The sequence below is a fragment of the Pelatocladus sp. BLCC-F211 genome (assembly GCF_041928655.1).
Classification (GTDB): Bacteria; Cyanobacteriota; Cyanobacteriia; order Cyanobacteriales; family Nostocaceae; genus Pelatocladus.
In genome coordinates this window covers 24,303-38,968 of sequence record NZ_JBHFLM010000080.1, presented here as the reverse complement: position 1 = coordinate 38,968, position 14,666 = coordinate 24,303, and the positions used below count along the sequence as shown (strand labels likewise).

General features: G+C 40.2%; 12 protein-coding genes. 5 read left to right on the top strand and 7 right to left on the bottom strand.

Annotation, left to right across the window (positions count from 1 at the left end; genetic code table 11):
* Positions 1-45: 45 nt before the first annotated feature.
* The 3 genes from ACE1AT_RS09905 to ilvN all read left to right on the top strand — a co-directional run bounded on the left by ACE1AT_RS09905 (position 46) and on the right by ilvN (position 3,378).
* Positions 46-2,103, top strand: coding sequence for a thioredoxin domain-containing protein (locus ACE1AT_RS09905; RefSeq protein WP_374867763.1), 2,058 nt, complete (start codon positions 46-48; stop codon positions 2,101-2,103).
* A 103-nt stretch (positions 2,104-2,206) separates the two neighbouring features.
* Positions 2,207-2,797 (top strand): molybdenum cofactor guanylyltransferase, encoded by a 591-nt coding sequence (locus tag ACE1AT_RS09900; RefSeq protein WP_374867761.1) that lies wholly within the window; start codon positions 2,207-2,209, stop codon positions 2,795-2,797.
* A 59-nt stretch (positions 2,798-2,856) separates the two neighbouring features.
* A complete protein-coding gene (ilvN, locus tag ACE1AT_RS09895) occupies positions 2,857-3,378 on the top strand; it encodes an acetolactate synthase small subunit (RefSeq protein ID WP_016859689.1) in 522 nt (173 codons plus the stop codon).
* Positions 3,379-3,556: 178 nt separating this feature from the next.
* Here ilvN and ACE1AT_RS09890 read toward each other — a convergent pair whose 3' ends face one another.
* On the bottom strand, positions 3,557-5,740 hold the full coding sequence (locus ACE1AT_RS09890; RefSeq protein WP_374867758.1) for a DNA cytosine methyltransferase: 2,184 nt from the start codon (positions 5,738-5,740) through the stop codon (positions 3,557-3,559).
* A 154-nt stretch (positions 5,741-5,894) separates the two neighbouring features.
* Between ACE1AT_RS09890 and ACE1AT_RS09885 the strand changes: the two genes are divergently transcribed.
* Entirely contained in the window at positions 5,895-6,239 is a 345-nt protein-coding gene (locus ACE1AT_RS09885) for a transposase (RefSeq protein WP_374867783.1), read from the top strand.
* 164 nt (positions 6,240-6,403) lie between these two features.
* Here ACE1AT_RS09885 and ACE1AT_RS09880 read toward each other — a convergent pair whose 3' ends face one another.
* The 3 genes from ACE1AT_RS09880 to ACE1AT_RS09870 all read right to left on the bottom strand — a co-directional run bounded on the left by ACE1AT_RS09880 (position 6,404) and on the right by ACE1AT_RS09870 (position 10,472).
* Positions 6,404-7,711: a M20 family metallopeptidase gene (locus tag ACE1AT_RS09880; protein ID WP_374867756.1), complete on the bottom strand. Its 1,308-nt coding sequence runs from the start codon at positions 7,709-7,711 to the stop codon at positions 6,404-6,406.
* Between the two features lie 104 nt (positions 7,712-7,815).
* Positions 7,816-8,547, bottom strand: a complete 732-nt coding sequence (bioD, locus tag ACE1AT_RS09875; protein ID WP_374867754.1) for a dethiobiotin synthase — start codon at positions 8,545-8,547, stop codon at positions 7,816-7,818.
* A 236-nt stretch (positions 8,548-8,783) separates the two neighbouring features.
* A complete protein-coding gene (locus tag ACE1AT_RS09870) occupies positions 8,784-10,472 on the bottom strand; it encodes a protein kinase (RefSeq protein WP_374867752.1) in 1,689 nt (562 codons plus the stop codon).
* A 627-nt stretch (positions 10,473-11,099) separates the two neighbouring features.
* Between ACE1AT_RS09870 and ACE1AT_RS09865 the strand changes: the two genes are divergently transcribed.
* The gene (locus ACE1AT_RS09865; protein ID WP_016859694.1) at positions 11,100-12,116 is read left to right on the top strand and encodes a ribose-phosphate pyrophosphokinase; all 1,017 of its coding nucleotides are present in this window, start codon (positions 11,100-11,102) and stop codon (positions 12,114-12,116) included.
* A gap of 115 nt (positions 12,117-12,231) precedes the next feature.
* On the opposite strand, the gene blaOXA is transcribed toward ACE1AT_RS09865, so the two are convergent.
* Genes blaOXA through ACE1AT_RS09850 form a run of 3 tightly spaced genes read right to left on the bottom strand, consistent with a single transcriptional unit; the run spans position 12,232 to position 14,584 of the window.
* On the bottom strand, positions 12,232-13,098 hold the full coding sequence (blaOXA, locus tag ACE1AT_RS09860) for a class D beta-lactamase (RefSeq protein ID WP_374867750.1): 867 nt from the start codon (positions 13,096-13,098) through the stop codon (positions 12,232-12,234).
* A 41-nt stretch (positions 13,099-13,139) separates the two neighbouring features.
* Entirely contained in the window at positions 13,140-13,709 is a 570-nt protein-coding gene (locus ACE1AT_RS09855; RefSeq protein WP_374867748.1) for an HD domain-containing protein, read from the bottom strand.
* A 44-nt stretch (positions 13,710-13,753) separates the two neighbouring features.
* On the bottom strand, positions 13,754-14,584 hold the full coding sequence (locus tag ACE1AT_RS09850; RefSeq protein ID WP_374867746.1) for a DUF6544 family protein: 831 nt from the start codon (positions 14,582-14,584) through the stop codon (positions 13,754-13,756).
* Positions 14,585-14,666: the final 82 nt, after the last annotated feature.

The following is a 14,666-nucleotide window of genomic DNA, read 5'->3' as shown; positions in this document are numbered from 1 at the left end:
TTTCGAGGTAGACTGAACAGAGAAGGCAAATTCTAGTGTCTAATCATGACTAATCGCCTTGCTGAAGCAAAAAGTCTATACCTCCGTAAACACGCCGAAAATCCGATTGATTGGTGGCCTTGGTGCAACGAAGCACTTACAACCGCAAAAGCAGAGAATAAACCGATTTTCCTCTCGATTGGTTACTCCAGTTGTCACTGGTGTACTGTTATGGAAGGAGAAGCGTTTTCTGACCTGGGCATTGCTGAGTACATGAATGCCAATTTTATCCCGATCAAAGTAGACAGGGAAGAAAGGCCAGATATTGACAGTATTTACATGCAAGCTTTGCAGATGATGAGTGGTCAGGGGGGTTGGCCTTTAAATGCTTTTTTATCTCCAGATGATTTAGTACCATTTTATGCAGGTACTTACTTTCCAGTTGAACCACGCTATGGTCGTCCTGGTTTTTTACAAGTTTTACAAGCGATTCGCCGCTACTACGATACAGAAAAACAAGATTTGCGCGATCGCAAAGCAGTAATTCTCGAATCTCTCCTCACCTCTGCGGTATTGGAGCAACAAGGTAATACCGCAACTCAAGACAACGAATTATTAAAAAAAGGCTGGGAAACCAGTACGGGGATCATTACTCCCAACCAGCATGGTAATAGTTTCCCCATGATCCCCTACGCAGAATTAGCATTACGGGGAACACGATTTGAGGTGACATCTAAATATGATGGCAAACAAATTTGTACCCAACGGGGTTTAGACTTGGCATTAGGCGGTATTTATGATCATGTGGGCGGAGGCTTTCACCGTTACACTGTTGATCCCACCTGGACAGTACCACATTTTGAAAAAATGCTCTACGACAATGGTCAAATTGTAGAGTATCTCGCAAATCTTTGGAGTACAGGTATAGAAAAACCTGCTTTCCGTAGAGCGATCGCTCTTACTGTAGAATGGTTAAAAAGAGAAATGACCTCACCTGAAGGTTATTTCTATGCGGCTCAAGATGCTGATAGTTTTACAACACCAGTAGAAGCAGAACCAGAAGAAGGTGCTTTTTACGTCTGGACTTTCAGCGAACTCGAACAACTGCTGAATGCTGAAGAACTCACACAATTACAACAACAGTTTACAGTCACAGCTAACGGTAACTTTGACGGTCAAAATGTCTTACAAAGACGCCATAGTGGAGAACTGAGTGAAACCGTAGAAACAGCGCTCAAGAAATTATTTGTCGCGCGTTACGGTACGACCCCCGAATCACTCGCAACGTTTACTCCAGCACGCAACAACCAAGAAGCTAAATCTCATAACTGGCCTGGTCGAATTCCGGCGGTGACAGATACTAAAATGATTGTGGCTTGGAATAGCTTAATGATTTCTGGCTTGGCAACCGCGTATGCTGTTTTCCGAGAACCCGTGTATTTGAAACTAGCAACCACAGCCGCAGACTTTATTTTAGATCATCAATTTGTTGATGGGCGTTTCCACAGATTGAATTATGAAAATCAACCAACCGTATTAGCTCAATCAGAAGATTTTGCCTTTTTTATCAAAGCACTGCTGGATTTACAAACTTGTAGCCCAGAGCAAAACAAATGGTTAGAAAGAGCGATCGCACTCCAAGAGGAGTTTGACGAATATCTCTGGAGCGTGGAATTAGGAGGATATTTTAACGCCTCAATTGACGCGAGTCAAGATTTAATTGTGCGCGAACGTAGTTATGCAGACAACGCTACACCCTCAGCCAATGGAGTAGCGATCGCCAATCTTGTACGTCTGGCTTTGTTTACAGATAATCTACATTATTTAGATTTAGCCGAACAAGGCTTAAAAGCATTCCGAAGTGTAATGAATAGTAGTCCACAAGCCTGTCCGAGTTTATTTACAGCTTTGGATTGGTATTGCAACAGTACCCTGATTCGTACCACCACTGAGCAAATACACTCACTCATGTCTCAATATTTACCAAGTGTTGTGTTTGCGATCGCCTCAAAACTACCAGAAAACAGTGTAGCCTTAGTTTGTCAAGGGTTAAAATGCCTACCAGCAGCAGAAAATGTAGAGCAAATGTTGCAGCAAGTTCGCCAAAGTCAAGTGAGAGGGTGATATCAGTTATCAGTTATCAGTTATCAGTTATCAGTTATCAAATTAAACTGTTAACTGATTCATGACCAATGACCAATGACCAATGACTAATGACTAATGACTAATGACTAATGACCAATTAACAGCCATCATCTTAGCAGGTGGTAAGAGTACGCGTATGGGTAGGGATAAGGCTTTGATCCCGATTGAAGATGTCCCGATGTTGCAACGAATCTGTGAAATTGCGGAAGCTTGTACAGAGCAAGTATATGTGGTTACTCCCTGGCCAGAACGTTATCAAGATTTGCTACCACCCAAAAGTCAGTTTCTTCAGGAAGTACTTTTACCAGATGAAACTGGTAAGGAATCGAAAACTCATGGACCACTGGTGGGGTTTTCTCAAGGATTGACGCAGGTAACAACAGATTGGGTGTTACTGTTGGCTTGTGATTTACCTAATTTGCAAGTAGAAGTTTTGCAAGAGTGGATAGCTGGATTAGAACAAGTACCAGAAGAAGCGATCGCAGCTTTGGTTTATAGAAATAATAGATGGGAACCATTGTGTGGTTTCTATCGCCGTCGCTGTTTACCAGAATTAAATAAGTATATTGAGCAGGGTGGGCGATCGTTTCAGGAGTGGTTGAAGCAATATCCTGTACAAGCATTACCTTTGCTTGATTCAGAGATGCTTTTTAACTTCAATAGTATGATTTGAGAGAGGCGTTTCAGTTTAAAATATATAATCTCTCCTCTCCCTAGCCTCTCTTGGCGACAATGAAACATACCCTATCAGTACTTGTAGAAGATGAAGCGGGTGTTCTTTCCCGCATTGCTGGTTTATTTGCTCGTCGTGGCTTTAATATCGAAAGTCTTGCAGTGGGACCAGCAGAACAGTCAGGAGTTTCTCGGATCACAATGGTTGTACCCGGTGATGATTGGGTGATTGAACAACTCACCAAGCAACTATACAAGCTAATTAACGTTCTCAAAGTGCAGGATATTACTGAAATTCCCTGTGTAGAACGCGAATTGATGCTACTCAAGGTGAATGCTACCAGCAGTACCCGTTCGGAAATAGTCGAGTTATCGCAAATTTTCCGGGCGCGAGTGGTAGATGTAGCCGAAGATTCTTTGACTTTGGAAGTTGTCGGCGATCCAGGAAAAATGGTGGCGATCGTGCAAGTGTTACAAAAATTTGGCTTGAAGGAAATTGCTCGCACTGGCAAAATTTCCTTAACTCGCGAATCGGGAGTAAATACAGAGTTGCTAAAATCTTTGGAAGCCAAAGCTTCGTAGCAAGGGGTAGCTGTAACTGGCAAAATATACTTTTAATCAAGAAATTATCGAGGTTTGGATGATTATGTCACAATAAATCCAAACCTCTGTGATTATTAACCGATGACTTGGGTTACGAACCACGGCTCTCATTTAAGACTGCTTATAGAATAAAATCATTTTTGAAGACATCATTTTCTTATTCATCAATCACTAATCTGCTTAATATTTCGTTCCATTTTTCTTTGTGAATTTTTTGTATTTCGTTATCTGACTCTATGAGTTGAGAGTATCCATCAATAAAGTCTGTTATAGACATTATTAGCCTCAAATAATATTTGATTGTAGGAATAATTCCATTAAGAATTACTTGACATCCATGTTCAGATGCGATTTCTTTAATTAAATTGTTAATTTTATCTGACTCTGATTGCCTGATATCTTTTGAAGCAAAAATGTAATATCTACTAGGATTATATCTAATAATTTTTTCTTTAGCTCGGTAAACGAATTGCAAAGTTATTTCTTGACCATGCTTTACTTCTATAGCTTCAATTAGAGCATTATTTTTGTTTAAGATTTCAATATCTCCAGCAGTCTTGGCAGTTCTATCAGAAGCTGTATGACTACCTAATTTTCTTAACTTACATGAACTATATCTAGAGATTTCTCTAATTAAAAGTTGATAGATAGCATAGAAAGCAATAACGGGTAATTTTGAACCACCAACAGTTTTATAGTCATAATTAAAATGTTCTTCTAAAGCATTTACTACATTTTTTATATCTAGTTTTTCATAATTCGTTAGTTTAATGATTTCAACAACGCTATCATTTTTAGCTGCTCTGACCAATTTAAGAAGCAGCTTTAACACATCTTCAGCTTTTTCAGGAGATGTTTGTACAAAATCAATTATATTTAAAAAGGCGATTTTTAGAGGTTTAGGAGTTATATTTCCGTTGTAATTTAAAGTATAAGGGTATGGTTGTTCAAGAGAGCGAGTTAACCAACCACTTTCGGCCATTGCAGGTAGTCCTAACTCCGTCAATGTAGGAGTGATGTACTTTGTATCTATAATTCTTGCGGAAAAACCATCTTGCATTTCAGCCTGGTGATATCTAATATCCTGAGATGGATGCAAAATTTTATGTACTAAAAGAGTAATTAATGCTGTATAAACCCCTTTTCTCATAAAGCAGTTTTTAGCAATTTCTGAAACATACGCTTGATACTCTTCTGGAACTTGTATTTGATTAAATTCAAGTTCAGATGTGATTTTATAAATCTGTAGAAATTTTTCTTTGTGATTCATTATTAAAGGTAGCTCTAGTTGAATTGCTTGTTCAGTATTATTTTTATTATTAAGATTGATGATTTCATCTTCCATCTTTTGAGAGGAAAAAACTTGTTCTTTAATCTGATTAGCAAGTTCATAAACTACTGGTATAGCAACAGAATTGCCTATCTGTTTATAGCACTCTCCTAAATTACTATGGGTCTTGAAACTATCAGGAAAACCCATAATTCTGTAACATTCTCTAATTGTTAATTTCCGAACTAAATTTTCTTCTGGTATATAAATAAAAAATCTACCTGAAGTCTCTTGAGATGGTATTGTTGGATGTACTCCATATATAGAATAAATTCTATTTGGTTGATGGTGAACTCTGGATAAATGTTCCGTATTTGGTCTAATACCAGTTTTCCAAATGTTTTTATTACGGTATCCCACAAAAATCAAACCAGAGGATTGTTGTTTAGGGTTATCTATCAGCGTATACTCTTGAGGATTTAAGTATTCAAAATCTCCTGAATCACATAAAAATGTTCTTAGAATTGGGAATGGGTGGGTTTTTCTGAGCAAACCAAAATTAAATTTTTTATTTTTAGTACCAACGAAAATTACTCGTTCTCTATTTTGCGGTAATCCAAAATCTTTAGAATTTAATATTTCATAGTTAACCACGTAACCTAAATCTTCTAAAGCATACAGTATTACTTCTAATGTTCTACCTTTATCATGATGTAATATATGCTTAACATTCTCAAGTACAACTACAGGAGGATGAACATGCTCAATTATTTCACAAATATGAAAAAATAATGTTCCTCTGGTGTCATGAAAACCTTTCCTTCTTCCACAGATACTAAAGGGCTGGCAAGGAAAACCTGCTGTTAGAACGTCAAAATAAGGGAGATTTTGTATGTCAATTTTTCTAATATCATGAGCGGGAATTTCTTCAAAATTATTGTAGTAAACTTTTTGGCACTCCTCGTTAATTTCACAGGAGAATACACACTCATACTTAGCTTTTTCAAAAGCTAACCTAAACCCTCCAATGCCAGAAAATAAATCAGCGAACTTAAGTTTTACATCCTCCATAAATAAGTTAAATATAAAATAACGACAAGATTAGACATTATAGCAAAAAAATCTTCTCTCTTTAAAGATTTTAATTCTTAGAGCCTAAGCATATTTAAAATAGCGAAATAATGTTTGGTGTTGTATTGAATCATAAAATGAGCAGTCACCTTTAATTACACCAGAGATCCAAAAGCCTATTTATGCTGCAATTATTGGGGAGTGCAAAAAACTCGGATGCACTGTGATCGCAATTGGTGGAATAGAAAATCATGTACATCTATTGACAGCTTTTCCCACAACCATAACAGTATCCCATTTAATTAAACAAGTAAAAGGTAGTTCTTCCCATTTAGTTACTCACGAAATCCAACCAGGTAAATTTTTTAAATGGCAAGGTAGCTATGGCGCTTTTACTGTTAGCCATGATGGTATAGATAAAGTAGCAAACTACATTAGGAATCAACCAATTCATCATCAACAAAACTCTCTGATTTCCACTTGGGAACTAAATAATTGAAACCCGCGTAGGCGGGTTTTGTTTGTGTAGCCGAGCCAGTGCGTTGCGGAGGTTCCACGCCACCTGCTTTATGCCGGGGAACCCGTCCACCGCAGTGGCTCCTCCGTTGTAGCACCTGGCGTGCGATTTCCAATCGCCGGGGCTTTTTTTATTTCTTTGTATACTTATCGATTCAAAAACCTATCAACACAGCGCACAAACATCTCTACACCCATCGCCAACGCTGTTTCATCAAAATCAAAACGGGGATGATGATGAGGATAAGCTAAATTCTTCTGTTGATTAGCAGAACCCAAAAAGAAATAACAACCGGGAACTTCCTGCAAAAAGTAGGACATATCCTCACCGCCCATTGTTTGACACTCCGGTACAATACCCACGGGCGTTTCTACCACTTCTTCTGCAACCGATCGCACTAATTCCGCCATCCCTGCATCATTAATTGTGGCTGGGTAGAGTTCGCAGTATTGAAAGTCATAATTAGCACCAAGAGTTTGACAAACGCCAGCAATAATTTGCTTGATCCTTTGGGAGAAAAAGCCCTGCAAAGCCGGATTAAAGTACCTAACAGTACCACTCATTCTGGCTGTATCTGCAATCACATTGCATTTTGTACCTGCATGGAGTTCACCGACTGTCACCACTGCTGAATCAATCGGATTGACGTTACGAGCCACAATTGTTTGTAGAGCATTGACGATTTGGGCTGCAACTACTACTGAGTCTACAGTTTGATGGGGCATAGCGCCGTGTCCGCCTTTACCAAAAATCGTGCAGTTAAAGGTTTCTACAGCTGCCATTAATGCACCTGCACGTACACCCAGGGTTCCCAACGGCAAATTATTCCACAGGTGCAAACCGATAATGGCATCGACATCAGGATTTTTCAACACCCCAGCATCAATCATTGGTTTTGCGCCTCCTGGTCCTTCTTCCGCAGGTTGGAAGATGATTTTCACAGTCCCGGCGAAGTCTTGACGATGTTGCTGGAGATAATAAGCTGTACCCAGAGCGATCGCAGTATGTCCATCGTGTCCACAAGCGTGCATGATCCCGTCATGCTGAGAACGATAGGCTACTTCGTTCTGTTCTTGGATGGGTAAAGCATCCATATCCGCACGAATCGCCAAGACTTTCGATTTTGGATTTTGGATTACCCTGCGCTTCGACACGGAGTGGCTTCCGTAGGTAGCCGCAGAAGCGTCTATAGATTTTGGATTGGATGCTTCTGGTTGTTTTTCACCCCGGATAATCGCAACGATACCAGTCTCTGCAATACCTGTTTGATGCTCAATTCCCCATTCTTGTAATTTCTGGGAGACAAATTCAGCAGTGAGTTTTTCTTGAAAACCGAGTTCTGGTTTTTGGTGTAATCTACGTCGCCATTCGACTAATTGCGGTTGCAATGAGCGAATCGCAAGGCGAACGCGAGATAAGTCAATATTGGTAGAGTTGGGAAAGGTCGAAACCATTTTCTTTAAATTACTGTCGGTTATTTATATTGTGAATCGGGATAGTTATTTGTCATTTGTCATTTGTTCTTTGCTAATGACTAATAGGTTTCATTACACATTCTTTAAGCTGTTCGCCGTTCCCCATTCCTTATTCCCTGTTCCCCGTTCCCTGATCTAATGACTAACAAACGCTCTAAATCTAAATTTGAAGCGACTTGTGCAAGTTTGTCTATATCTGCTGGATTTTCTAAATAGGGTAAACAGCCTAAAACACGGGTATTTGTCAAAGACTGAATTAAATCTGCTGGCGTCCAGTTGGCGATTTCCTCATCTGTGCGGGGTTGGACACAATTTAGAACAATTCCCAGCAATTGGACTCGTGTTTGTTTTGCTAAGGCGACATTCGCCACTGCTTGAGCGATCGCGCCTAATCTGACTGGTACGACTAACACCGTAGGTAAGCGCCATTCACCTGCTAAATCTGCTACTGTCAATTCCTTAGTTACAGGTGAACCCAATCCACCTAAAGCTTCTACTAAAACAAAATCTCGACGCTGACATAAAGCTGTGTAAGCTTGCCAGACTACTGCTAAATCTACATGGCGATTTTCTTGAATTGCGGCAATTGGGGGGGCTAGAGGTGCTTGAAAATACAAAGGTGTGATTTCATCAGGAGATTGTTCCAAGCTAAATAGTTGTTGATACCATTCGCGATCGCCCACTCCTGATTGTATGGGTTTCATAATACCCAAACTACGAGCAGAACAATATTTTTGCCAATAGGCTGCTAATGCTGTTGTTAAAACAGTTTTGCCTGCTTCTGTATCTGTTCCAGTGATTAGTAGTGCGTTCAATTGTAATAGTTAGTGGGTAGTAGATAGTAGTTAGTGGAGGAAGTTTGAATTATTGCTAGCTGCTTCTTCTCTTTTAATATTGTCAATATATTATCGTTAAATCAACCTATCGAGAGTAGAGACGTAGCATTGCTACGTCTCTACTAACAATTTCTTAGTCAAGTTCGTAGTAAGGACTTAATTCCTTATTTTTTAAGCACTAAAGTGCTTACTACAAACTCTCATCTTCTTAGCAACTAATTAGACGTGCCATTAGTCGGTTGATTATTGGGATTTTGATTGGGAATAGGTAGAAATGGAGTATTAGTAGGTGTTTCTGTAGGTGTTTCTGTTGGGATATCGGTGGGTATTTCTGTTGGGGTTTCGGTGGGTGTTTCTGTTGGGGTTTCGGTGGGTGTAGGCTGAGGTGGACTTTCTACTTGGATATTGAGGCTATAGTCGCCTTCACTAATTCCTAAAGGTAGAGTTAAATCAATCGTATATCTACCATTAACAGGTAATGTACCTTGATAGAAAGTGGTATTTTTAGCAGAGTTTTCAATTGGTTCTCTATCTGGGTCTAAAACAGTTAATACAACACCACTTTCTTGTGTTAACAACGCAATTATATTTTGCCCTTCCTGACCCCGGAATGTGTATCGGATGATTTGATTGGCTGTGATTGTACCCTCAACTTTGGTACCACCAGATGCATCTAAAGTCAGGCGTCTACTTATAATTGTTGGCTCGTTTGTCGTAGGTGTAACTGTGGGTGTGGGTGAAATTGTAGAACCGTCAGGAACTACTGGAGAAGGAAAAGTTTGTGTTGGTACTTCAGTTGGTTGTGCTGATGGTGTCCCGCGAATAGTACGCACCAGCGCCCAAGAGCCGATTCCTGCTATACTCACCACGGCAACAGTAATCAATCCGACTGCTAACGGGTTATCTAAAAATGACCTACTAGCAGGTTCTGGAATTGTGTTAGCGGGTGTATTAGGTGTTGATGGTGATGCTGGGTCAGGAGGACGAGCAACGGGAATTGTTTGGACGTTGGAGACTCCTGGGCTGGATGCAGCTGGTATAGAGGCTGAAGCTAGGGGTGTTTGTTGCCCACCAGATGCCAATGCTTGTGCTACTTGCGTTGCACTTTGGAAGCGATCGCTCGGTCTAAAGCTCAACATCCGATTTAAAATATGAGTTAAGTGTGGACTCACACTCACCCAACGTTGCCAATTCCAAGTCAAGAGATTTTCATCAAATAATTCTTGAGGTTCTTTACCACTCAGCAATACTATTGCTGTCACTGCCAGTGCATATAAGTCACTGCTGGGATAAGCTTGTCCTGTTTGCATTTGCTCACTGGGGGAATAACCCAATTTTCCGACATAAGTTGCTGGTACTGTCGGATTAGCAGATTGCAATCGTGTCGCTAGTTCTTTTACCACCCCAAAGTCAATTAAGACGGGCTGATTGTCAAGATCACGCAAAATAATATTGTCTGGTGAGATATCCCGGTGAATAATGCCTCGACTGTGAATATGTTCTAGTACTGGTAACAAAGAGCGCATCAACTGTAAGACTTCTTGTTCTGTGAATGCACCACCAACAGCTTTACGTTCATCCAGCAAAGTATGGTAGGTTTTACCAGCTACATAGTCTTGCACCAAAAACAATCGTTGGTCTTGTTCAAATCTTTCCCGGAATTTTGGTATTTGCGGGTGTTCTATTTGATACAAAATATTTGCTTCTCTGAGGAAAAGCTCTTGTGCCTTTTGCCAAGCAACAGGATCTGTTGTGTTCGGAATTAATTCTTTGATGGCACAAAGTTCGTTAAAGCGCCTCTGGTCTTCTGCCAAATAGGTTCTACCAAATCCCCCTTGACCAAGAATTTGAATAATTTGATAACGGTTTTGCAAAACAGTACCAGTTGAAATTGGTGGTTGCATCTTTTAGTTAATTGAGTGTAACGGCACTACTCGGAGTAACTCACTCGCAAAAATCATATCCAACAGTTGTAATTTGTCAACTGCTGTAATTGTACGTATATTAAAGAAAATCTTAATACACTTGCTTATAATCTATTTTCGCACTGCTTTTCCGGTACAAAATAGTAAAAATGATCAAAAAATCCCTATTTTAGTTCCCATTGCTTTGTGAGCTTCGATTCATTTCTTTTTCCTTGGTGGTGGAAAACTATCTTGCAAGTCTGGTAATCTATTTATTTGCAGCTAGTATCATAGGATATCTAGACGACTATAATTAATTGATTCATAGGTGTTTTTACCATTACAAGTAAACTAGAATAGTCTTCTCCTATCTGTAAATAGGGTGCAAAAAAATAAAGTAGTCCGTCCAAGCAATCTATATGAGACTTCAGGTTTTGAGAGCGAGTTAAAACTCTCGACTACAGGTGTGAGCTAGTAAAAGTGTGTTTACCACAAAAACAGAAAAATGAGAACCTTGTAGTTTCATGGAGGTATGTATCAAGTTTTGATGAAAGCTTCAACAAAACTCACAAATGTTTTTCGGACTATTGCTCTTAAACAATCTAAATATCTGATGATAATATTGCCATGAATGCACATCGAGGACCTGCTGTGCTAAGTACTGCAACTTTCAAACTGCCATCAACTGCAACAGGAATAGCTGAAAATAATCGCCTGCGGCTGTTCTCTGGTTCTGCTAATGTACCCTTATCTCAAGAAGTAGCTCGTTATCTAGGCATGGACTTGGGGCCAATGATCCGCAAGCGATTTGCCGATGGAGAGCTTTATATTCAAATTCAGGAATCTATTCGGGGCTGTGATGTTTATTTAATCCAACCCAGTTGTCAACCGGTAAATGATCATTTGATGGAATTACTCATCATGATTGATGCTTGTCGGCGAGCATCGGCTCGACAGGTAACAGCAGTAATTCCCTATTATGGCTATGCTCGTGCTGACAGAAAAACAGCAGGAAGAGAATCAATAACTGCCAAGCTGGTTGCTAACCTGATCACTCAAGCAGGTGCGAACCGGATTTTGGCCATGGATTTGCATTCAGCACAGATACAGGGATATTTTGATATTCCCCTAGATCACGTGTATGGTTCACCAGTTATTCTGGATTATTTAGTTAGCAAAGAACTGTCTGACATTGTGGTAGTTTCACCGGATGTTGGCGGTGTGGCAAGAGCAAGAGCATTTGCGAAAAAGCTCAATGATGCTCCTTTAGCAATTATTGACAAGCGTCGTCAGGCTCACAACGTCGCTGAAGTGTTGAATGTCATCGGTGATGTGAAGGGTAAAACAGCAGTGCTGGTAGATGACATGATTGATACTGGCGGCACAATTACAGAAGGAGCCAAGCTACTTCGTGAAGAAGGAGCGCGTCAGGTATATGCCTGTGCTACCCATGCAGTGTTCTCCCCGCCTGCTATCGAGCGGTTGTCAAGCGGTATCTTTGAGGAAGTAATTGTGACTAATACAATTCCGATTCCAGAGAGCGATCGCTTCCCGCAATTACAGGTGTTGTCAGTAGCGAATCTCTTAGGAGAAACGATTTGGCGGATTCATGAAGATAGCTCTGTAAGTAGTATGTTCCGCTAGTATCAAAAGTTACGATTATACAGAAGATCGCAGGCTTGTTTTGCCTGCGTTTACTTAATTTATATCTATTCAGGGTGTCATCTTTTTAACAAACCAACCGCGAGCGATCGCTTGATTAAAGCAAACCTAAATCTTTGAAACTGCGTCGTGTGATCTCAATCCTCATAGGTGCGTCTGATGGTTGACGCATGTCCATTGTCGTTGCAAAAAAATAGACATTTTTGTTCTGTTCTAGATAACCCACAAACCAACCCAATTCTGGTTTAGTACTGTTTAGCCATCCTGTCTTACCTCGCAAAGTATATTCTGGAGTCTGTTCGCGCACCATGATATCTTTCACTAGATCCATTGTCCGTTGCGAAAACGGCAGGTTATTTCGATGCAGCCGTTGTAAAAATTGAATCTCTGCTTTCGGTGAAATTTGCAATGGCCCCTCTAACCAAAAGCGATCAATATCTTCAGCAGTACCAATCTGACGATTACCGTAGCCTACTTGATCAATAAATTCTTGCATTCGCTTATATCCGGCTCGACGTGCCAACACTTGATAAAACCAGACAGTAGAATCTTTGAAGGCTTGACGTAAATTCGTATCGTGATTCCATTCCTCAATTGGACGTTTAATTCCATCCCAGGTCAAAACAGCTACATCATCTGGTATAATGCCAGTCTCTAACGCCACCATTGCATTAAAAATTTTGAACGTCGAACCGGGAAACATTGCTGTAGCGTTGCGTGGAGGATTGTGTTCATAGGTGCGGTTGTTGTTCAAATCGTAAATTAAGATTGAGCCTTCTAGTCCTAATTCCTTGAAATGTCTTCCTAAATTTGGTGCTTGAGCCGTAACTGTAGTTAGATGTTTAGGTGTGGTGGAATTATTTTGAGCAAGAACACGTACACCAGAACTAATTGCGAACGTTAAGATAAGACATCCAATAGCTGTAAAAATAATAAAACGCGATCGCCACAAACGAAACGGCATTTTTTCCCCTCACAAATTGCATCAATAACAAGCAGGAAATTTTATCCTTCTTCTACTAATTTCTCCAATTCTGACACTACCCGTTCTAATTCTTCAAAAATTGGACTAGAGCCAGTTTGGGAAAAAGCAGTTACCAATGCCCGATAATACCAAAGTGTACCTGCTTTACCTCCTTGAAAGCGTTGCCAAAGTGATTCACCCAAAATCCGATAATCCTTGAGAATTGATTGGGCATTGTAGAGTTTATCAGCAGCACTCACAAGTAACACAGAAGGCGAAGCTGTAGGAATGTGAGCAATGTATGCTTCTTTACGTTCTCGCCACGGTGGTTTAGGTATTGTATCGGCGTCAGTGCAACCGTCCACAATAGCAGTCACATTGTCACCAAAGCGACAGCGAATTTCTTCTCGTGTTGCAGCACCGCCTTGATCTTCGACGGCGTCATGCAAAAGCGCAGCGATCGCTTCATCTTCATTCGCCCCATATTCTAAGGCAATACTAGCAACACCTAATAAATGAGCTACATAAGGAACACCCGATCCTTTACGAACTTGCTTGGCGTGCAGTTGAGTAGCATAGGTAAGAGCTTCAGTAAAGTGTTCTGATAGCATTTCAAATTAAACAACTATTACTTTTGTTTATTTGTTTGGATTTTTTAACTAAACTCAGCCTTTTCAATGGTGGCGCGAAAGAATTCAAGATAACGTTCTGTACCAAACCACCAACCCGCATTCATCTGGGATGGAATTGTGAAGCCATCAAACTTTTGTTCTGCTTGAAATTCTACTCCAAATGGAATATAATTCCAACTACCATTATCTGTCTGATCTCCCCAACGCAGCAGAGAAAGCTTTAATATTTTGCCTTCGGCATCTACAGCCAGTGTTAGTGTTACAGATTCATCATCAATTACAAGATTTGCTTGTATAGTCTTCTCATCAATTGCTTGCCAAATGACCCCGTGTTGAGGTAACAACGCAGAAGGTAGCCAGACAAATTCTCCTGCAAGTCTACCAACCCCAGAACGAGCAATATCTTGAGTATGAGCATTAACTAAAGGAACTAATCCCCAAAGAGAAAACCGCATTCTCCCCGAACCATTACTGTAATAATCAGCACCCACTACTTGAGACAAACCACGACCGATCGCAGCTTGCCAAACAAATCCTTTGAGTACTGAAATTCTTTGTTTAGCTTGCATGGGAACCCAAGGTTTATCTTGTCCCAGCCTAAAACTACCACTCATTTCCAGAGTTACAGAAGACGCCAAGGGAGTTCCTGGTGCGATCGCATGTAAGAAATAGCGCTGTACAGGTGCTGGTAATCCTGCAACCATATCTTCTGTAAAAACATTTTCTGTGGGTAAATCTGCTAGCTCTTGCCAGATTTTACTTACTTCATTGTCATTTTTAATTCTCACAACTACCAAGATCAAGAATGCGATCGCTAGTAATGCTGCAATACTAAGTAATATTTTGGTCAACATTTCGAGTTCAAACCAGGCTGAATTAATTTCCAAATTAGGAGCAAAAAATGAGAAACTTTTGAGGAAGTGAACTATAGGGTTT